The 19,310-nt window shown below is 56.1% G+C and carries 18 protein-coding genes; 6 read left to right on the top strand and 12 right to left on the bottom strand.

Annotated elements, in window-relative coordinates; translation table 11 throughout:
• A partial coding sequence (locus tag AAC019_RS16255; RefSeq protein ID WP_339900297.1) for a family 43 glycosylhydrolase occupies positions 1-631 on the bottom strand: 631 nt, incomplete at its 3' end.
• Between AAC019_RS16255 and AAC019_RS16260 the strand changes: the two genes are divergently transcribed.
• Positions 591-1,157 (top strand): hypothetical protein, encoded by a 567-nt coding sequence (locus AAC019_RS16260; protein WP_339900299.1) that lies wholly within the window; start codon positions 591-593, stop codon positions 1,155-1,157. The two genes, AAC019_RS16255 and AAC019_RS16260, sit on opposite strands and share 41 nt — an antisense overlap.
• A 177-nt stretch (positions 1,158-1,334) precedes the next feature.
• On the opposite strand, the gene AAC019_RS16265 is transcribed toward AAC019_RS16260, so the two are convergent.
• From AAC019_RS16265 to purM, 4 genes are read right to left on the bottom strand one after another with little or no spacing between them, the layout of a single operon-like run.
• Positions 1,335-1,817, bottom strand: a complete 483-nt coding sequence (locus tag AAC019_RS16265) for a peptidylprolyl isomerase (RefSeq protein ID WP_041522939.1) — start codon at positions 1,815-1,817, stop codon at positions 1,335-1,337.
• Positions 1,818-1,877: 60 nt separating this feature from the next.
• On the bottom strand, positions 1,878-2,624 hold the full coding sequence (locus AAC019_RS16270; protein ID WP_339900301.1) for a DUF3108 domain-containing protein: 747 nt from the start codon (positions 2,622-2,624) through the stop codon (positions 1,878-1,880).
• A 6-nt stretch (positions 2,625-2,630) separates the two neighbouring features.
• Positions 2,631-3,299 (bottom strand): phosphoribosylglycinamide formyltransferase, encoded by a 669-nt coding sequence (purN, locus tag AAC019_RS16275; RefSeq protein WP_339900302.1) that lies wholly within the window; start codon positions 3,297-3,299, stop codon positions 2,631-2,633.
• Between the two features lie 2 nt (positions 3,300-3,301).
• The gene (gene purM, locus AAC019_RS16280; protein ID WP_339900303.1) at positions 3,302-4,354 is read right to left on the bottom strand and encodes a phosphoribosylformylglycinamidine cyclo-ligase; all 1,053 of its coding nucleotides are present in this window, start codon (positions 4,352-4,354) and stop codon (positions 3,302-3,304) included.
• Positions 4,355-4,478: 124 nt separating this feature from the next.
• On the opposite strand from purM, the gene AAC019_RS16285 reads away from it, so the two are divergent.
• From AAC019_RS16285 to AAC019_RS16295, 3 genes are all read left to right on the top strand, one after another.
• The gene (locus AAC019_RS16285; protein ID WP_339900304.1) at positions 4,479-5,708 is read left to right on the top strand and encodes a DUF2066 domain-containing protein; all 1,230 of its coding nucleotides are present in this window, start codon (positions 4,479-4,481) and stop codon (positions 5,706-5,708) included.
• 9 nt (positions 5,709-5,717) lie between these two features.
• Entirely contained in the window at positions 5,718-6,428 is a 711-nt protein-coding gene (gene hda, locus AAC019_RS16290) for a DnaA regulatory inactivator Hda (protein ID WP_339900306.1), read from the top strand.
• A gap of 182 nt (positions 6,429-6,610) precedes the next feature.
• Complete coding sequence (locus AAC019_RS16295) at positions 6,611-8,404, top strand: glycoside hydrolase family 9 protein (RefSeq protein WP_339900308.1); 1,794 nt, start codon at positions 6,611-6,613, stop codon at positions 8,402-8,404.
• A 221-nt stretch (positions 8,405-8,625) separates the two neighbouring features.
• On the opposite strand, the gene AAC019_RS16300 is transcribed toward AAC019_RS16295, so the two are convergent.
• From AAC019_RS16300 to AAC019_RS16315, 4 genes are read right to left on the bottom strand one after another with little or no spacing between them, the layout of a single operon-like run.
• Positions 8,626-9,315, bottom strand: a complete 690-nt coding sequence (locus AAC019_RS16300; RefSeq protein WP_339900310.1) for an MBL fold metallo-hydrolase — start codon at positions 9,313-9,315, stop codon at positions 8,626-8,628.
• A gap of 10 nt (positions 9,316-9,325) precedes the next feature.
• Entirely contained in the window at positions 9,326-10,132 is an 807-nt protein-coding gene (locus tag AAC019_RS16305; protein WP_339900312.1) for a sulfite exporter TauE/SafE family protein, read from the bottom strand.
• Between the two features lie 13 nt (positions 10,133-10,145).
• The gene (locus AAC019_RS16310) at positions 10,146-10,682 is read right to left on the bottom strand and encodes a rhodanese-like domain-containing protein (RefSeq protein ID WP_339900313.1); all 537 of its coding nucleotides are present in this window, start codon (positions 10,680-10,682) and stop codon (positions 10,146-10,148) included.
• A gap of 24 nt (positions 10,683-10,706) precedes the next feature.
• Complete coding sequence (locus tag AAC019_RS16315; RefSeq protein WP_339900315.1) at positions 10,707-11,012, bottom strand: metalloregulator ArsR/SmtB family transcription factor; 306 nt, start codon at positions 11,010-11,012, stop codon at positions 10,707-10,709.
• A 167-nt stretch (positions 11,013-11,179) separates the two neighbouring features.
• Here AAC019_RS16315 and waaC point away from each other — a divergent pair, with 167 nt between their 5' ends.
• Both waaC and gltX read left to right on the top strand, forming a co-directional pair.
• Positions 11,180-12,223: a lipopolysaccharide heptosyltransferase I gene (waaC, locus tag AAC019_RS16320; RefSeq protein ID WP_339900317.1), complete on the top strand. Its 1,044-nt coding sequence runs from the start codon at positions 11,180-11,182 to the stop codon at positions 12,221-12,223.
• Positions 12,224-12,237: 14 nt separating this feature from the next.
• Positions 12,238-13,731, top strand: coding sequence for a glutamate--tRNA ligase (gene gltX, locus AAC019_RS16325; protein ID WP_339900318.1), 1,494 nt, complete (start codon positions 12,238-12,240; stop codon positions 13,729-13,731).
• Between the two features lie 148 nt (positions 13,732-13,879).
• Here gltX and AAC019_RS16330 read toward each other — a convergent pair whose 3' ends face one another.
• Genes AAC019_RS16330 through imuA form a run of 3 tightly spaced genes read right to left on the bottom strand, consistent with a single transcriptional unit; the run spans position 13,880 to position 19,073 of the window.
• Positions 13,880-16,978 (bottom strand): error-prone DNA polymerase, encoded by a 3,099-nt coding sequence (locus tag AAC019_RS16330; protein WP_339900320.1) that lies wholly within the window; start codon positions 16,976-16,978, stop codon positions 13,880-13,882.
• Positions 16,979-16,999: 21 nt separating this feature from the next.
• Positions 17,000-18,439, bottom strand: a complete 1,440-nt coding sequence (locus tag AAC019_RS16335; RefSeq protein ID WP_339900322.1) for a DNA polymerase Y family protein — start codon at positions 18,437-18,439, stop codon at positions 17,000-17,002.
• Positions 18,396-19,073: a translesion DNA synthesis-associated protein ImuA gene (imuA, locus tag AAC019_RS16340; protein ID WP_339900324.1), complete on the bottom strand. Its 678-nt coding sequence runs from the start codon at positions 19,071-19,073 to the stop codon at positions 18,396-18,398. The genes AAC019_RS16335 and imuA overlap by 44 nt, the downstream gene beginning before the upstream one ends.
• Positions 19,074-19,310 lie beyond the last annotated feature (237 nt).

Raw genomic sequence — 19,310 nt, forward strand, 5'->3', positions numbered from 1 at the left:
CGTCCATTTTTAGCACGAAAATACCGCCCGAGTAGGAGCCGTAAGACATCCACAAGTCGCCGTTTTTGTCGAAAAAGGCTGTGGGGTCAATAACGTTGGGGTGGATGTTGGCGTTAAAGCTGTCTAACCCGCCGACGTTGTACTCGCCTTGCATCTCCGCGTCGGTTTGGCCGGAGTACAGAAACACCCCCTGATCTTCATAGGGGCCTTCTACATTGTCCGACACCGCTACACCTAAATAAGAGCGCGGGCCGTCGCACTCGCCGGTAGCGGGCTGGGTGCAATGGTTGTAGTAAAAATAGTAGCGGCCATCGGCCAGGCGAATAATATCGGACGCCCAGGAGCCCACCGCGCCGCCGGTCCATGCGATGCCCTCGGCAATCTCAGAGGCGTAGGTGTTAAACAGTGGGTTTAAATCGTTTACCTCGTTGGCGACCAATTCCCAGTTTACTAAATCGCTACTTTTGGCAAAGCCTAAGTGCGAGCCCACCACATAAAACGTGCCGTCTTCGGCGCGAATGATCGAGGGGTCATGCACCGCTACGTCGTTAAAGTTAACCAGCGCCGGGTTAATGGTTGGGTCCGGGTAGGTGGTTAATGCCGCCGCCGATGAGCTGCTGGAGGAGGGCACCGAGCTTGATGACTCTGAGCTGGATGAGCTTGAAGGCTCTGAGCTGGAAGAAGCCGGGCTTGAGCTGCTTGAGGCCACAGAGCTAGAGCTTACTGAGCTTGATGACACAACCACACTTGAGGCTTGTGAGCTTGAGCTACTGGCAACAGGGTCGCCGTCAGATGAAGATGACGAGGCCACCGAGGAGCCGGAAGAGGTAACGCTGGAGGCCGATGACGCGATACTGGAGCTGATCGAGCTGGATGATTCGCTGCTTGATGAGACAGAGCTGGAGACCACGCTGCTGGAGGACGCTGAGCTGGTCGGCATACTGCTGGTTGAGCTGGAGGAGGTGTTGTCGTTACCGCCAGAGTCGCTACCGCAACCGGCCACAGATAACACACTCATCGCGAGCGCGAGAGCACGTATAGACATAGAGAAACCCCTTATTATATTTAGATTAATTGAACTATGTATGCTTAATAAGTATTACAATAATAAAATATTATTGATAAGTAAAGTAAAGCCGAAGTGTGGCTGGGGTTAGGGGGCGGTTAGGGATGGCTGGGTGAGGCTGGCCGGGCACGATTAATACGCGCGAGTTGGCGCTTGAGGCGTTAAACCTCATGTAGGTAAGTGCTAGAGATGGATTGGTTGGGGCTAGGCTAGGGTCGCCTGGCCAGGAGGGGTTGCCTGACACACGGGCGCGTGTCAGGCAAAGGGCTTAGTGCTCGTGGCCGCCAGCACCGTGGGCGTGACCGTGGGTTTTTTCTTCCTCGGTCGCTTCGCGAATGTCGGTGATCTCAACGTCAAAGTTCAGATCAACACCGGCCAGCGGGTGGTTGGCGTCTACGGTAACCATGTCGCCGTTAACCGCGGCAATGGTTACCACCTGCATACCGTTTTCGGTTTGCGCGTGAAACTCCATGCCTTCTTCCACTTTGTCGACACCGGTGAACATGTTGGATGGCAGCTCTTGCATCATCGCATCGTTGCGCTCGCCGTAAGCTTCAGCGGCGGGTACTGCCACTTGTAGCTTGTCGCCAACTTGCTTGCCAACCAGTTCTTTTTCCAGGCCGGGGATGATGTTGCCGGCACCGTGCAGGTACGCCAGCGGCTCGCGGCCGTCAGACGAATCCAGTACTTTGCCTTCCTTATCGGTCAGGGTGTAATGGAAGCTGGCAACGCAGTTGTCAGAGATATTCATAAAAATAGCCTTTGCTTTTAGTGAGTGAACTGTGGCGTTTCATCTGCCTCGCAGAGCGCCTTAATTAAATGACGAGATCTTTTGCTTGTCGACCTCGGCCTCGTCGATGTTGATGGTGTAAACGTCGCCGTCTTCTTCTTGCTGCATACGCACCAGCAAATAATCGTACTTAGGGGCCATCCAGGCATAGGTAACCCGATCGCTGTCTTTGCGGGTGCGCTTAATTTTAACTGTGTCGACTTCCCCCAGCGGGGTCTTCAGGCGCTCGTTGCCTACAATGGCAAAATCGTATTGCTTGGTTTTGCCACCATCGGCAATGGTGTAGGCCAGATTCTCGGTTTTGCCGGCGATTAAATCGCGCTGCAACTGCACCTGAAAGCTGACCTTATCTTGCGTCCCCACGGGTACATCCATCTTCCATGGGTTGTCGTTAATGTCGTTGATTACCTTGCGTGTATCCCAGTCGAAGGTAATGCGAGCTTTGCGATCGCGGCCCAGGCCCGAGCGATCGTAGCTGTAAAGCTCCGGTTGCAGTAGCTCGCCCTCTGGCGAGCTAAAGGTGCTGGTCTCTTCGATGCTTGCTACCAGCGAGTCGGCAAAAAAACGTAGCTTGTGGCGGTTGTCTCCCAGCGGTATCAGCTCGTGGGTGACGGTAACGGTCATGCCGTAAACCGATGATTTATAAATGTTGCGAAACTGGTTGGGCGGTGCTGGCTCGTCGGCAGCATTGGCTGCTGGTAACCATAAGCCGGCGGTCAGTGTCGCGCCCGTGAGTAACCCTAAGGTCAAGCGTTTGAGTCGAGTCATAAATCCCTATGCTTGCGGTTGTGAGTTCCTTACTTGGTAACCGCTGGGCGGCAAAGGTTCACCGTCAAGCAGTACCCGATTCGCGTTCATGACCAGACGCCCTTCACAAAACCAGCGCACGGCCATGGGGTAGATAATATGCTCTTGTTGTTGCACGCGTGCGGCAAGGCTCGCGGCATCGTCGCTGGTTGCCACGGGCACTACCGCCTGAATGGCCGCCGGACCGCCGTCTAGCTCGGCCGTCACAAAATGCACCGTTACGCCGTGCTCGGTATCGCCTGCCTCCAGCGCCCGCTGGTGGGTATGTAGCCCTTGGTACTTAGGCAAAAGCGAGGGGTGAATATTGAGCATGCGCCCGGCAAAGTGGTTGGTAAATGCCGGTGTTAAAATGCGCATAAAGCCGGCTAACACAACCAGCTGCGGTTGCAGTGCATCGAGCTGTTCGGTTAACGCCCGATCAAATGCCTCGCGGCTGTCGTACTCTTTGTGATCGAGCGTAATAGCGTTAATGCCGGCATCGCGCGCGCGTGTTAAGCCGCGCACATCCGGGCGATTACTGATAACGGCGACGATATCGATGGGCAGCTCACCACTTTGCTGGCCCTCAATTAATGCCTGCAGGTTGCTGCCACTGCCCGAGATAAGCACAGCGACGCGTGTTTTAGGGCTCGTCATGCTCAGTGTAAGCCGTCCAGTTGTACTTGCTCTTCGCCCGCCGCCGCATCGGCGATGTGGCCTACCAGCAGCGCTTGCTCGCCGGCCGCTTGCAACTGGGCGATGGCCTCGTCGGCGCGCTCGGCCGGTACCGCGATGATCATGCCGATACCGCAGTTAAAGGTGCGGTACATCTCGCGCGAGTCGACATTGCCCGCCGCTTGTAGCCATTTAAAAACGGCTGGCAGCTCCCAGGCGGTGGTGTCAATAACCGCTTTGGCGCTGTCTGGCAGCACCCGGGGGATGTTCTCTAGCAGGCCGCCACCGGTTATGTGCGATAACGCGTGTACTGGCAGCGTTTTAATCAGCTCGAGCAGCGGTTTAACGTAAATGCGGGTAGGGGCCATGAGTGCGTCGGCTAAGCTCACACCGCCGCAGTCTTGCTGTAAATCGGCGCCCGAGACTTCGATGATTTTGCGAATCAGCGAGTAGCCGTTAGAGTGCGGGCCGCTTGAGGTAATGCCAATCAGGGCGTCACCGGTGCTGACTTTACTGCCGTCGATGATCTCGGACTTCTCTACCACGCCGACACAAAAGCCGGCTAAGTCGTAATCTTCGCCCTCGTACATGCCCGGCATCTCGGCGGTTTCACCACCTACCAGGGCGCAACCGGCAAGCTCGCAACCGGCGCCAATGCCGGTGACTACGTCGGAGGCAACGTCCACATTCAGTTTGCCGGTGGCGTAGTAATCGAGAAAAAACAGCGGCTCGGCACCGGCGACAATCAGATCGTTAACGCACATGCCGACTAAGTCGATACCGATGGTGTCGTGCTTGCCTAAGTCCATTGCCAGGCGCAGCTTGGTACCCACGCCATCGGTGCCCGATACCAGCACCGGCTGGCGGTAGCCTTCGGGCAGCTCGCACAGTGCGCCAAAGCCGCCAAGGCCGGCCATTACTTCCGGGCGACGGGTGCGTTTGGCAACGCCTTTAATGCGTTCTACCAACGCATTACCGGCATCAATGTCGACACCAGCGTCTTTGTAACTTAACGATTGCGGGTTTTTCTCGCTCATAGCGGCCTAGGATCTCGTGTGCTGTGCGCCGGCCTCGACTACCGGAGGGCGTCAATGGGTGGGGCGCCGGGTCTGAAAGGCGCATATTCTAGCAGTTAATAGCGCCCAATTGCAGGTAAGGGCGGTGATATTTCGCCCGCGCCGGCAATTTTATCCCGCAGATTATCGCCACTTACTGCGCGCTACTACAAGAAAAGCACCGCATTGCCTGTTACAATGCGCGGGCTTTATTGTCAGAGTTCGGCAGCTGGGAGACGAGACGCTGATTATTCGATACCTATTATTTATCTGCACCCTGATACTGTCCGGCGTCGCTGGCGCCGATCAAGTGGTCGATCTCTATAGTGCCGATGCGCTGGTGAAGTCGCAGTCCGAGGCGCAACGCGCCGCCGCGGCCAAGCAGGCATTGGCCGATACTTTGGTTAGGGTGTCGGGTTCGACGACGGTGGCGGACAACCCGGCGGTGCGTCAGGCGTTGGTGCGCGCTCAGGATTACGTCTACGAATACAGCTATGCCTCGACTGACGAAGCCCTAGAGGCGATCGACGGCACCCTGGTGCCTGCCTCACGTTTACAGCTTAAGTTCTCGCCACCGCTCATCGAGCAGTTACTGCGCGATGCCAACCTTGCGTTTTGGCCTGCCAATCGCCCCACGGTGTTGGTGTGGCTGGTAACCAATACCCCCTCCGGGCGCGACGTGGCCAGTGATTTACCCACATTAACCGTTTTGCGTGAGCACGCCGACGAGCGCGGCTTGCCTTTAATGGTGCCCCTGTTTGACTTAGAAGATCATCTGGCTATGCCGGCTGACGCTTTGTGGCAAATGGACGAGCGGCAAATACGTGAGGCCTCCGAGCGCTACCGGGCCGACGCTATTGTAGTGGTGCGCGCCTCCGAGTTGTCGGGGCAGCGCTGGCGCGCCGATTGGCAGCTAATGCATGCCGATGGCACCCCAAGTTTTGATGCCCAAGGCGAGTCGCTTGAATCGTTACTGCCTGCGGTAGTCGATACCGTGGCTGACTTTTTTGCCAACCGCTACGCCATTAGCCCCAGCGAAGCGGGCGATGCCAATGTGGTGTTGCAGGTGAATAATGTCGAGAGCTTTGCCGACTATAAAAAGGTCGAGCACTACCTGGCGCAATTGGCGCTGGTGCGCCGCACTCAGCTGGCCAGTTTAAATGCCGACGGCTTAACCCTGCGGTTATTTACCGAGGGCGATGTGGCCCGTTTGCAAAATACGCTGGCGCTGGGCGGGGTATTGCTTCCTGCCTCCGAGAGCGTCAGCCTGCCCAGCAATCGCTATTTGGTGCCGGGCACAGATAATGCTCCGCTGCAGTATCGCCTAGCTCGCTGAGGTCGCCTAATGTCAACTCCGCAACAGCTGTCATTAGGCGTCAGCTTAAAAGACGACGCCACCTTCGATAACTTTTACGCCCCCCCAGGCTCTGGTAACGAGCAAGTGATTCGCGCTTTGCGCGAGCAAGTAGAGGGCGCGGGCGAGCACTTTTTGTATTTGTGGGGCGCCAGCGGTGTGGGCTTAACCCACCTGCTGCAAGCCAGTTGCCACAACGCCGAGGCGCGCCGTATGGCGGTGCAGTACTTGCCCCTGCGCGAGTTGACCGGCTTTGCCCCCGAGGCGCTGCTGGATGGCCTGGAAGAGTTAGATATGGTGTGCCTGGATGGGCTGGAAGCCGTCGCCGGCGACCCCGCCTGGGAGCGCGCGCTGTTTAACCTGTATAACGCATTGCGCGACGCCGGCCGCTTATTATTGGTGGCCGCGCCGCAAAACCCCCGTGAGCTAAATATTCAGTTGGCGGATTTGCGCTCGCGCTTGCAGTGGGGCGTTATCCTTAAAGTGCAACCGCTGGACGATACCGATAAACAACAGGCGTTAATGCGCCGCGCCCGCGAGCGCGGTATGGAGCTTAACGAAGAGGTTGCCAGCTACATCGTGCAGCGCGTACCGCGCGACATGAACCAGCTGTTTTGCTATTTGCACCGGCTCGATCACGCCTCCCTGGCCGAGCAGCGCAAACTGACCATCCCGTTTGTGAAAAAAACGTTGGGGTTATGATGGAATGTCAGACGTCGGATGTCCGACGTCTGACGCAAGCCTTTGCTCTTATGCATCAGACCTCAGACCTCAGGCCTCAGACTCTCCTCCCTTTAACCATTCTTTGCGAACCCTAATATAGTCCGCATCGTACTTCGCGCTACACTCGTTGGCGAAAACAACAATATAACGAGGAAGAGCCCATGAAGACTTTTAGCCCCCATGCCCTGGCGGTTGCCTGCAGTGCTTGTTTAGCGCTCGCCGCGTGCGGCAGCAATAACGCATCAGATCAAACCCCGAACCGCAGTGTCTCATCGCCGGTAAGCTCGGCGCCCGTTGCCAGCGGCTCGTCTAGCGTGGCAAATACCAGTGATCGTATTTTGTTAAATCAGGTGGGGTTTGCCGCTGCCGGGCCCAAAGTGGCGCTTATCCCGCAAGTTAGCGCCGCGACTTTCAGCGTGATTAATGTGGCCACCGGCGCCGAGGTAGCCAGTGGTGAAATCGGCGCTTATCAGCCGTGGCCCTACGCCAGCGGCTCCGTCGCCCAAGCCGATTTTAGTGAGCTTGATGCGCCGGGTGAATACCTGCTGCGCGTGGCGGGCCTGGCTGACTCGGATACGTTTGTGGTGGCCGACGACCCTTACCGCGAGCTAAACAAAGCGGTGATTAAAGCCTATTACTTTAACCGCGCCAGCACCGCGCTGGAGCCGCAATACGCCGGCGATTGGGCCCGTGCCAGTGGCCACCCGGATACCGAGGTGCGGATTCACCCCTCGGCGGCCACCGATGAGCGCCCGCCCGAGAGTGTGATCTCATCGCCCAAAGGCTGGTACGACGCGGGTGACTATGGCAAGTACATTGTTAACTCGGGTATCTCGACCTACACCTTGCTCGCGGCGCTGGAGCATTACCCCGAGCTATACGCCGAGCGCGAGCTAAACATCCCCGAAAGCGGTGACAACATACCCGACCTGTTGGACGAAACCCTGTGGAATGTCGACTGGATGTTAACCATGCAAGACCCGGCCGATGGCGGTGTTTACCATAAGTTAACCACCAAGAATTTTGTTGGCAAAGTGATGCCGGCCGATACCCACGAGCCGCGCTATGTGGTGCAAAAGGGCACCGCTGCCACACTGAATTTTGCCGCGGTAATGGCCGCCGCCAGCCGGGTGGTGCGGCCCTATGACAGCACTCGCGCCAGCACTATGTTGCAGGCGGCGCAAAGCGCGTGGCAGTGGGCCGGGCAAAACCCCAATATTGCCTACCATCAGCCGGACGACGTAAGCACTGGCGGTTATGGCGATAGCGATTTCTCGGATGAGTTTGCCTGGGCCGCCGCCGAGCTCTACATCACCACCGGCAAAGACGCTTACTATCAGGCCATCAAGGCCGAGGCTATCGGCAACCAGGTGCCCAGCTGGTCGCAATCGTTGGGCCTGGCATGGATGTCGCTCGCGGCTCACGCCGACACCTTAACCGCCGCCGCTGACAAAGCGCTGATCCGTAAACGCGTAACGGATTTGGCCGACACTATCCTGGCTGCTGGCAACGAATCGGCCTACGGCGTATCGATGACCCGGCCCGATTTTGTCTGGGGCAGCAATGGCGTGGCCATGAACCGCGCCATGATGTTGGTGCAGGCCTATCGCCTTACCGGCGAGCAAAGCTACATGGCGGGCGCACAGGCGCTGCTTGATTACGTGCTGGGCCGCAACCCCACCGAGTACAGCTTTGTCACAGGCTTTGGCGCGCGGCCGCCGATGGATATTCACCACCGGCCATCGGTAGCCGATAATGTGGTTGCGCCGGTGCCGGGCTTTTTGGCCGGCGGCCCCCACAGCGGGCAACAAGACGATTGTGACTACCCCTCAGATTTACCGGCCGAGTCATACGTCGATCACTGGTGCAGTTATTCCACCAACGAGATCACTATTAACTGGAATGCGCCTTTGGTGTATGTCACTGGGGCGTTGGAGGCTTATTATTCGGAGTGAGATAGGCTGACGTCGGAGGTCTGACGTCAGACGCTTAATGCAGAATACAAAGCGCGGAGCGCAAAAACAAAAGAGGGTGGACTTAAATGTTCACCCTTTTTTATTCACTTTAGCTTGTGCGTTCACTTGACAATTGTTGACGCAAACCGCGTTCAACTGTATCCGACATCCGACATCCGACATCCGACATCCGACATCCGACATCCGACATCCGACATTTCCTAAATTTCCCCACAAGCCTGATTCGCGGGCACAGCCACGTCCATCATTTTGGGGTTGGGCAAATCCAGCGAGTTCATTAAGTTTACGTATTCCTCTACATCTTTTACTTGCAGGCGTGGGTTGTGGGCGCTTTCTTCGCCGATGGTGCTGACCATCCAGCCTTTGTAATCGTGGCCGGGGTAGACCCAGGTGTCGGCGGGCAGCGTTAATAAATTGCTGAACAAACTCTGGTACTGATCCCGCGCATTGCCGTTTTGAAAGTCGGTGCGACCGGTGCCGCGAATTAACAGGGTATCGCCGGTAAACACATAGGTCTCGCCGTCTTGCTCCAGCATAAAGGTGTAAGAGTCGTCGGTATGGCCAGGTGTGTAGAGGGTTTTTAATATCAGTCCGCCCACGCTTAAGGTATCGCCATCGCGGTAGGTGCCATTGGCGCAGTCGGCTTTGGACTGCTCGCCCACCCGGGTTTCGCAACCGGTTAGTTCGCGCAATTTACCCAGCGCCGTAATATGGTCGGCGTGGGTGTGGGTGTCGATGGCCAGCACCAGCTTTAATTCCAACTCGGTTAACAAGGTGATGTAGCTGTCGGTGTTTTCTATCACCGGGTCAATCAACACGGCTTCGCCTTTATCGGCTAATAAGTAGGTGTAGGTGCTGGATGTTTTGTCGAATAATTGTCTAAAAATCATCGTTAAATCCTCACGAGAATAAACTTACGATTGAAATGGCCACTAGCGATACGGCAAATACTTTTTGCTTTAGTACGTGGTTAATCTTGCCGCTGATCCACTGGCCCAACATCATGCCCGCAATGCCGCCGGCGGCTATTTGCCCCAGCATATTCACGTCTAAGGCGCCGCCCATTTGCCAGTAGCTGACAAACCCAGCGCCGCTGATAACGGCAATAATGACCAGCGATGTTGCCACCGCCTGAGCCATACCAATACGGCTTAAAAACAGCAGCAAGGGGACAATCAAAAAGCCGCCGCCCACGCCAAACAAACCCGACAGTAACCCCACCAGCAATCCACCCAGCGCCAGCCCGGCCATACAGCGCGGACGCAGTTGCAACTGGCCTGTGGGGCTTAAGCGGCACAGCGGACCTTCCAGGGTATAGTCGCCCGGATTGGCGCGGGTGACCTTGGCGTCTTCTGGCGAGCGCACGGCGCTGATGTACATACGCGCGGCGATAATCAATGCCAGTAGATTAAACCCGATTAACAGCGCGGTTTCCGGCAGTCGCTGCGCCAGCCATTGCCCCACCGGCGCGCTGATGACACCGCCTGCGCCCAGAACCAAGGCGGGCACCCATAAAATACGGTGACTACCCCGATTGCGTAGGCTGCCGTACAGGGCGCTGGCGGCCACCGCGGCCAGAGCAATGCCCGAGGCCTGTTGCATGGGCAGTTGCAGCAGAATAATCAGCAGGGGTACGGCAAATACCGAACCCCCCGCGCCGGTCAGGCCCAATACCAGCCCAATGACAACGCCAATGGCCGGGGTCATTAACAGCTCCACATTACCCCCGTTGGTTCCAGCTCATCCGCGCCAGCAACATGCCCATGGCGCAGGTGTCAGTGACGCCGGCAAATACCAGGCCCGCCCCCACAAAGCCCGACAGGGCGTAAAAAATGGGGTTGAGCAGGGCGCCTAAAATAACCCCCATCAATACCAGGCTGCCGGCGGTGATGCGTACCTGACGCTCAAGCGATATCACATTGCTGTCACCTTTTTGTAGCGGGGCATTGTCGTGCTGGCTTAGGGCGTTTACCCCGCCGGTGACAATAATCAGCGGTTCATCCACTTTGCCTGCCAGATTATTTGCCGCCATTTCGGCTCGTTTGCCACTTTGGCACATCAGGTAAATGGGCTTGCCCTGTTGGCCTCGGGCCGCCATTTCGGCTTTAACCCGCTCGGCGGTAATCTCTTGCACCGGAATAAAAATACTGCCGGGTACATGAGCATTAGCCGTTTCGGCCGGGGTGCGTACATCCACCACGCAGCAGTCTGGGTGCTGGTTTAAAAACTCTTGAGGGGTTGCGGTTTTATGGCTCATGGTTGCTCTCCAATTGGCACGCCACTAGGGGCAATAAATACTCTGTAATACTTCAATAATCCGCACCGCGGCATCGCCGTTTAAGCGGTAGAAAATCTTTTGTGAATCCCGCCGGGTTCTAACCAGCTCGGCCTCGCGCAGGGCGGCCAGGTGCTGCGACAGGGCCGATTGCGATAGCGGCACCTGGGCATTCAAATCGCTCACGCTCATCTCGCCGCCAATCAACGCGCACAAAATCATCAGGCGCTTTTCATTGGCGAGCATTTTCAAAAGGCCCGCCGCCTGAGCAGCGTTGGCCTGCAGTTGTTCGGGTGTCATGGGTTGGTTCATGTTTATCCCTCCTCGCCCTTATAATATTAGAAGTATCTAAAATAGCAATAACTAAATTAGATTATTATAATGTAAGAGGTGAAATTTTTATCCCTTCTCACGAGTGGGGCGCCAGTTAACGGCCTGTTAAGGTACAATGCGCGCAGTTTTTTAGTGGTTGGACGGATATGCGGGTATTAATTGTTAAATTGAGCTCTATGGGCGACTTGGTGCAAACGCTGCCCGCCGTTAGCGATGCGGTGCGCGCCATTCCCGGTATCCGGTTTGATTGGGCGGTGGATGAGGCCTTTGCCGAGGTGCCTACCTGGCACCCGGCGGTAGAGCGCACTATTGTCTCGGCCCACCGACGCTGGAAGCGCAATATTAAAACCGCCTGGCAGTCGGGTGAGTTAAAAGCCTATTGGCGTAAGCTGCGCGAGCGCGAGTACGATTTAGTGCTGGACGCGCAAACCAGCTTTAAAAGCGCCACCGTAGCCCGTATGGCGCGCGGTTTACGCGCGGGGCCCGATGCCGACTCGGTGCGCGAGAAGGGCGCCCATCTGTTTTACCAGCGCCGCTTTGAGGTGGCGCAAGATATTCTCGCGGTGGACCGTTGGCGCGATTTGTTTGCCGCGGGCCTTGAATACTCGCGCCCGCAAACGGCGCCCGATTTTGGCCTGCAAGATAAAACCTGGCCCGCGCAAACCGTCACAGATAAACCCTATATAGTGGCCGTGACCAACGCCAGCTGGCCCACCAAGTGCCTCCCCAAAACAAGCTGGCAACGCTTAATTGAACACGCCGCAGCGGCGAATTTAGAGGTGTTATTGCCGTGGGGCGCGCCTGTCGAGCGCGAAACCGCCGAGGCTATTGCTAACGGCCACGCCAATGCTAAAGTACTCGAGCGCATGAGCTTGACTGAGCTTGCCGGGCTTTTGCACACAAGCCGAGGGGCTGTGTGCAATGATACGGGCCTGGCCCATATTGCCGCTGCGCTTAATGTGCCTACGGTAACCGCTTATGGGCCGACGGACCCGGCGCTGATTGGTGCCACCGGCCCACGCTCGAGCCATATTGTTGCGCCTGGCTACCTATGCGAGCAGTGCGGTAAACGTTTGTGTCGCCACCCGGACGCCAGCGCAACAACCGATTTTGTGGGCAACCGCCCGCGCACATTGGCCGCCATTACCGGCGACCAACTGTGGCAAGCACTTACCCAAATTCAGAACTGATACAAGAGACACTTATGACCGTTCGCACTCGTATTGCTCCGTCGCCCACCGGCGACCCCCACGTTGGCACCGCTTATATTGCGCTGTTTAACCAATGCTTTGCCCGCCAGCACGGCGGCCAGTTTATTCTGCGCATTGAAGACACCGACCAAACCCGTAGCACGCCCGAATCCGAGCAAGCGATTCTCGATAGCCTGCGCTGGTTAGGTATCGACTGGGACGAAGGCCCGGATGTTGGCGGCGAGCACGGCCCCTACCGCCAGAGCGAGCGTATGGGTATTTACAAACAATACGCCGACGAGCTTATAGAGAAGGGTCACGCCTTTTACTGCTTTGCCACCAGCGAAGAGCTAGACGAAATGCGTCGCGAGCAACAAGCCCGTGGCGAGACGCCTAAATACGATGGTCGCGGCTTAAAACTCAGCGAGGCAGAAGTACAGGCCAAGCTTGCCGCCGGCGAGCCCTATGTAGTGCGCATGAAACTGCCGGAAGAGGGCGTGTGCGTCATTGACGACATGCTGCGTGGCAACATCGAGATCGAATGGTCACAAGTCGACATGCAAGTGCTGCTAAAAGCCGACGGCATGCCCACTTACCACCTGGCCAACGTGGTAGACGATCACCTAATGGGCATCACCCACGTGATTCGCGGTGAGGAGTGGATTAACTCTGCCCCCAAACACTTAAAACTGTACGAATACTTTGGCTGGCAGGCGCCGGTACTGTGCCACTTACCGCTGCTGCGCAACCCCGATAAATCTAAGCTCAGCAAGCGCAAAAACCCCACCAGTATTTTGTACTACCAGCGCGCCGGTTACCTGCCCGAGGCGGTACTTAACTACCTGGGCCGTATGGGGTGGTCCATGCCCGACGAGCGCGAAAAATTTACCCTTGCCGATATGCAGGCTAATTTTGATATTACCCGCGTTAGCCTGGGTGGGCCCATCTTTGATGTGGAAAAGCTCAGCTGGCTCAATGGCCTGTGGATACGTGAAGACCTAAATACCGAGCAACTGGCCGACCGCTTAGGCGAGTGGGCACTTAACCGTGACAACCTATTAAAAGTGCTGCCCCACGCTCAGTCGCGTATGGAAACCCTGGGCGACTTTATGCCCCTAGTGGCCTTTTTAGCCTCGGGCCAGCTGCCGCTTACGGAAGCGCACTTTGCCGACAACCGCCTGCCTATGGACGAGCAAAAGCAACTGCTGCAATTTGCCTTGTGGCGCTTAGAGGCTCTGCGTGTGTGGGACCGCGATGAAATCTTTAACACGCTTAAAGAGTTGGCCGGGCAAATGGATATTAAACTTAAAGACTTTTTGGCCCCTATCTTTATCGCCATCGCCGGCACCACCGCGTCTTTCTCGGTCATGGATTCTATGACTCTGTTGGGCCCGGATATGAGCCGTGCAAGGTTGCGTCAGGCGATTAATATTTGGGGTGAGGTGGGTAAAAAGCAGCTTAAAAAGCTGGAGAAGGCGTATCAAGGGTTGGGGCAGTCGGCTGATTGACCCTAGCAGGGTGTTGAAAAGCTACCTACGTTTTTCAATAGCCTGCTGGCTCTAGTGGCCGGCTCTTGCGTTTATCGCAGAGCCGGCCGTAGCACTTAATATAAAAGAGTGCTTTTTGTTGACCTTTAGGTTGCCAGATTTTTGCCAGCTAATGAAAGTCACGCGATGACAGGGCCAGACCATCAAGCAGGTGATCCAGACTTTCCAGTTTGCCGGCAATGACATGAATCACCTCCCCCTCTCTTTCTATAATACCTTTAATGCGTAGTAGCTTGGCCGCCAAAAACGGCGCCTTTTGCGCGCGCGCGGTAGCGGACCAAACCACAACGTTAATATTGCCGGTATGGTCTTCTAGCGTTACAAAGGTTACGCCTGATGCAGTGCCGGGGCTCTGGCGGCCGGTGACCACTCCGATAACACTGACCGGTGATTGATGCCGCTTGTGGATTAAATCGCAGGCAAACGTAAAGGGTGGCAGGCGTTGCTCGGCCAATAGTAGCGATACCGGGTGGTGCTGCAAACTTAGCCCAAGGTTAACGTAATCCTCAATCATATTTTCCTGCGCGCTGGGCGCAGGCAGTTGCACTTTTGATGGCAGGCTATTGCCTAGGGGTGCTGCCGACTGCAATGTTTGCTGTAAAGGTTTGGCGGTTTCCGGTGTGCGTTTCATTAACTCCCAGCGGCTTTGGTAGCGGTTGCCGGCCAGCGTAGTCAAAGCATCGGCGCTGGCAAGTGCTTGCAACGTCTGGCTGTTAAGCCCGCAGGTTTTAAGTGTTTGCAGGCTGATAAAACCTGCGCCGCGTTTGTTAATAAGCACCTCGGCCGCCTGGGGCGCCAGGCCTTTTACCTGTCGTAACCCCAGCCGTATAGCCCAGCTGCCGGAGTATGGCTCCAGCGTGTAATCGTAAAGAGAGCGATTAACGCATACGGGCAGCACGGTGTGGCCGTGGCGTACAGCGTCCTGCACCAGCTGCGAAGGAGAGTAAAACCCCATGGGTAAGCTATTTAATAGGGCGCAATAAAAAGCTTGAGGGTAGTAGTGTTTTAACCAAGCCGAGGCGTAAGCCAGTAGGGCGAAACTGGCTGAGTGTGACTCGGGAAAGCCGTACTCGCCAAACCCGCAAATTTGGGCAAAAAGCTGTTCGGCAAAACTTTGGGTGTAACCGCGCTCCAGCATGCCGTTAATGAGTTTGTGTTTAAACTGCATTAACTTGCCGCTTTTTTTCCAGCTCGCCATGGCGCGGCGTAACTGATCTGCCTCGCCACCGCTGAAGCCGGCCGCCACCATAGCCAACTGGATGACTTGCTCCTGAAAAATAGGCACACCCAGGGTGCGCTCTAAAATTGAGCGAACATCTTCCGATGGGTAGCTCACCCCCTGTTCGCCATCGCGGCGCTTTAAGTAGGGGTGCACCATACCGCCTTGAATAGGGCCGGGCCGCACAATGGCAATTTGAATCACCAGGTCATAGTAACTGGCTGGCTTTAAACGCGGCAGCATGGACATTTGCGCGCGCGACTCTATTTGAAACACGCCTACCGAATCGGCTTTTTGCAAGTCTGCGTACACCGCCTGATCATCCATGGCGCGGGTAATCTGGTATAGCTCATAGCGCTTTTGATGGTGCTGTTCAATCAGGTTTAGCGCTTTGCGAATAGCGGTTAGCATACCGAGGGCAAGCACATCGACTTTTAATAGCCCTAAGCTTTCTAAGTCGTCTTTATCCCATTGAATAACCGTGCGCTCTGCCATGGCGGCGTTTTCTACTGGCACCAACTCGTACAAGGGGCCGCTGGAGATGACAAAGCCGCCTACGTGTTGTGATAGGTGCCGGGGAAACCCTATTAAACTTTCGGTGAGCTGAATAAGCTGTTGCGCGGTATGGGATTCGGCATCAATGCCCAGTTCGGTAATTTGCTCTTGCCAGGGCTGGTTGGTATCGCGCCGGTTGATGTTTTTAATGTAAAAGTCTAACTGGGTGTCGTTAAACCCCAGAGCTTTACCCACATCGCGTAGCGCGCTTTTGAATCGGTAGCCAATGACCGTCGCGGCCAGAGCAGCTCGCTCGCGGCCGTATTTTTTATAAATATACTGAATAACTTCTTCGCGTCTTTCGTGCTCAAAATCCACATCAATATCGGGCGGCTCGTTGCGCTCTTTAGAGATAAAACGTTCAAACAACACGTTAATATGACGCGGGTCCACGGCGGTGATCTCCAGGCAATAACACACCACTGAGTTGGCCGATGAGCCTCGCCCCTGATACAAAATATGTTGCTCGCGGGCAAAGCGCGCAATATCGTCAATGGTTAAAAAGAAGTGGGCGTAATTCATCTGTTCAATCAGCGCCAGCTCTTTTTTTATGGTGGCGGCAATGTGTTCGGGCACACGTTCTTTAAAGCGTTTTTGGCAGCCCTCGGCCACGCGTTGGCGCAAGTAGTCCATGGCGCTTAGCCCGCGGGGTATAACCTCCGATGGGTATTCGTATTTCAGCTCTCCCATATCAAACTGGCAGCGCTCGGCAATATCCAGGCTCTGTTGCAGCCAGCGGGTGTTAAATAAACGTTGTAGCTTGCTAATGCTGCGCAAACTGCATTCGGCATTGCTGAGCAAGTCGCGCCCGGCCTCTTTTACGCTAGTGCCGAGCTTGCGGGCGCTTAGTACGTGTTGCAGTGCAAGGCGCCCGCTGTGGTGCATCAGTACCCCGCCGCAGGCGACCAGCGGAATATGGTGGTGGTTGGCCAGTTGCTCCAGCCGCCGGTTGTGGGCCTCTTCGTTGTTGGTAAGGTGGCGCTGCATGCCAATCCACAGTCGTTGGTCGTGGTATTTTTTTAGCCAGCTAGCCTGTTCGTTTTGATGGTCGTCACCGCTTGGCAGCCAAATTAATAAACAGTGTTTGAGTGAGGCGATATCCCAGCGGGTTAGCTCGTAGTGGTTTTTTCGGGTGCGGCGTCTGGCGTTAGTAATAATTCGGCACAGCTCGGCGTAGGCTTGGCGGTTGGGGCAAAGCGCCACCAATTTAATGTCCGTTTTAATATGCAGCAAGCTGCCGACAATTAATTTTATGGGTAGTTTGTGATCTTTAATCGCGGTATAGGCTTTAACCACGCCGGCTACTGAGCACTCGTCGGTGATGGCTAAGGCGCGGTAACCTAATTCGCACGCGCGTATTGCCAGCTCCTCGGGGTGTGAGGCGCCAGTTAAAAAAGAGTAGTTACTCTGACAAAACAACTCGGCGTAATGCATAGCGTAATAACTGTGTTGGCCTTAACTAAAATAGCCGTGGATATGCCAATTTTTATCGGGCGGGTTAAGCGAGCGGTATACCCATAGCCAGCGCCCGGCCCGGTTGCGGGCCACAAAATAATCGCGCGATAGGGTTTGTTGATCCCACCAGCCGGTCACAATACGCTCCGGGCCATGCACCAATACCAAAGGTTCGGCCGTGGCTTTGGGTTTGCTTTTTAATAGGCTGGGCCTAAGTGAATGCGGCGTAAGTGCACAGTGTTTTGCGGTATGGGTGGGGGTTGTATGGCCCGGCCTAAAGTCGTTAGTTAGCGCGGTTTGAGTAATGGCATCTCGCCCCAGTTTGGCTTGTAAGCGTGCCAGTAATTGCGCCGGTGTAATCGCGGGGTGTTCTCCAAATAAATCACCGGCTATTGCCTCGCGGGCAAAGGTGCGATGGGCGCTTAATGTGTAGGCGTAAACAGGCTCCTCCAGGCTTACCGACTCCAGCTTAAGCTCAATTAAACCCTGCCATAGCGGCGCCGAGTCTTCGCCTGCGCCGGCGTAAACCTCCAGGTTAACCAGCCGGTCGCGCCGTAGGTGCAGGGTAAGTTGTAATTGCTCGGTTACCTGATCGCGCTGGCGTAAAAAATGTTCTAGTGACTGCAGTGTTAGGTTTAACGGTGGCAGTAGCGCCGCCGTTGTATCACTTTCGCACACAAGCTCGCGGTACTGCTGAAAGTGCGCCGGCGGAATGTAAAAGTCTACCGGGTGTGGTTGATCGCCGGTAAGTTGTTGCAAGTAACGCAGGCTAGCGGCATCGATCCGCTCGGCCAATTCTGAGCGCGGCAAAGCCGTTAATTGCCCTAGGTTTTTTAAACCCAGCCTTGCTAGTTCATGTTGTGCTCGCGGCGCTAAGTCCGCCGCGCTAAGCGGTAAGCTTTGCCACTGTTGGGTTAGCGGTTGTTGCTCGACGGTGATGTGGGTAATTTCGCTTCTTGCTACGGCGCGCGCGGTAAAGGGGCGCAGGCCTGTGGCGGCGAAGTGGCGCAAGCGCTCATGTTGCAGTTGCTGTTGTATGGCGTGCCAGTAGGGTGTTAACCCTGTGTAATAACGCAGCATTGGGCCGGCTTTTAACAGTAAACCGTCGGGCTCAAATACGCTGATATCCGCACTTAACGGGTAAAGACTGTGCGCCAACTCCCGCAAACGCTCGCCACTAAACTCCGGGCGGTAAGGCACTACCTGCAACTCACGGCTTAAAGAGCAGGCCAGCGCCATGCCCATGCCGGTGCGTACACCCTGTGCCTGAGCCGGGGGGTTAAGCTGCAACACGTGAAAGCGCTGCTCACAAACCACGGCCAACGGCTGCGGGGAGGGGGGCAGGCTATCCAGCTGCAGGGCCGGAAAGTGAAGGTAAAGCCAAAGCATATTATGGCTAGGCCCGCTGGCGCCGCCCCGGTTGCGGTAGCGGGTGAACATTGTCAGGTAGTGGCTCCAGCACCAGCTCGGGCCAGTGTTGGCGCCAGTCGAGCAAAATAGGCCCGGTGGGCCAGCCGCCTTTACGCTTGGTGACGCTCACTTGCAATCCGCTGGGGGCGGGGGCAAGGCTCATGCTCAAGGTTAGGGGCAGTGACGGAGCATGGCGCGAGTAACCTTGCAGCAGCCACAGTGCGCACGGGCCTTTATCGCACGCCAATTGCAGGCGTTTAACGTCGGCCACGGCAAGATCTTGCTGCCATATCAGCACGGCCAGGCAGCAACCACTTTGCAGGCATTGCCCGGCGCACCACAGGGCCTGCTTGTGGTCGGTACGCACGGCGTAAAGCTGCTCGCTGGAAAAGCCGGCATTTACCCAAAAATCGGCGCAGAGGCTGCCCGGCGGGTTGATTAGCACAATCAATTTGCGACTATCTTGGCGCAAATAAGGCATCAGCAGGCGCAGCTCACCAATACCGGTATCCGACTGTAAACGGCACACGCCAGAGGTGGGCAGGCCGCCGCCCAGGGCATTGTCTAGCTCCGCAAAACCACTGGAGCGTACAGCCGCCGGAGGGCTGAGTTGCCCCCCGCGGTAAATGCGGCGTTCGCGTAGTAGTTGTTCAATGTCGGTCATGGTTGGGCACTGATGAGCTGTATGTATATACAGTATAGTGGTTTAGTTTAGTAATTCAAGCGGAGTGTGATGGGGTAAGTTATGGGTCCTCACAGGATTTGAGGTGCCGCTTTAGGTTGTGTGGTTGGGCGCTGCAGGCCTGAAACTAATGACTCTCTATGCTGATATCTGCCTCACGTTTGTATGCGCACCTCTTTCGGGGCCTTAGCTCAGCTGGGAGAGCGCAACACTGGCAGT

The sequence above is a fragment of the uncultured Gilvimarinus sp. genome, from assembly GCF_963975215.1.
GTDB lineage: Bacteria > Pseudomonadota > Gammaproteobacteria > Pseudomonadales > Cellvibrionaceae > Gilvimarinus.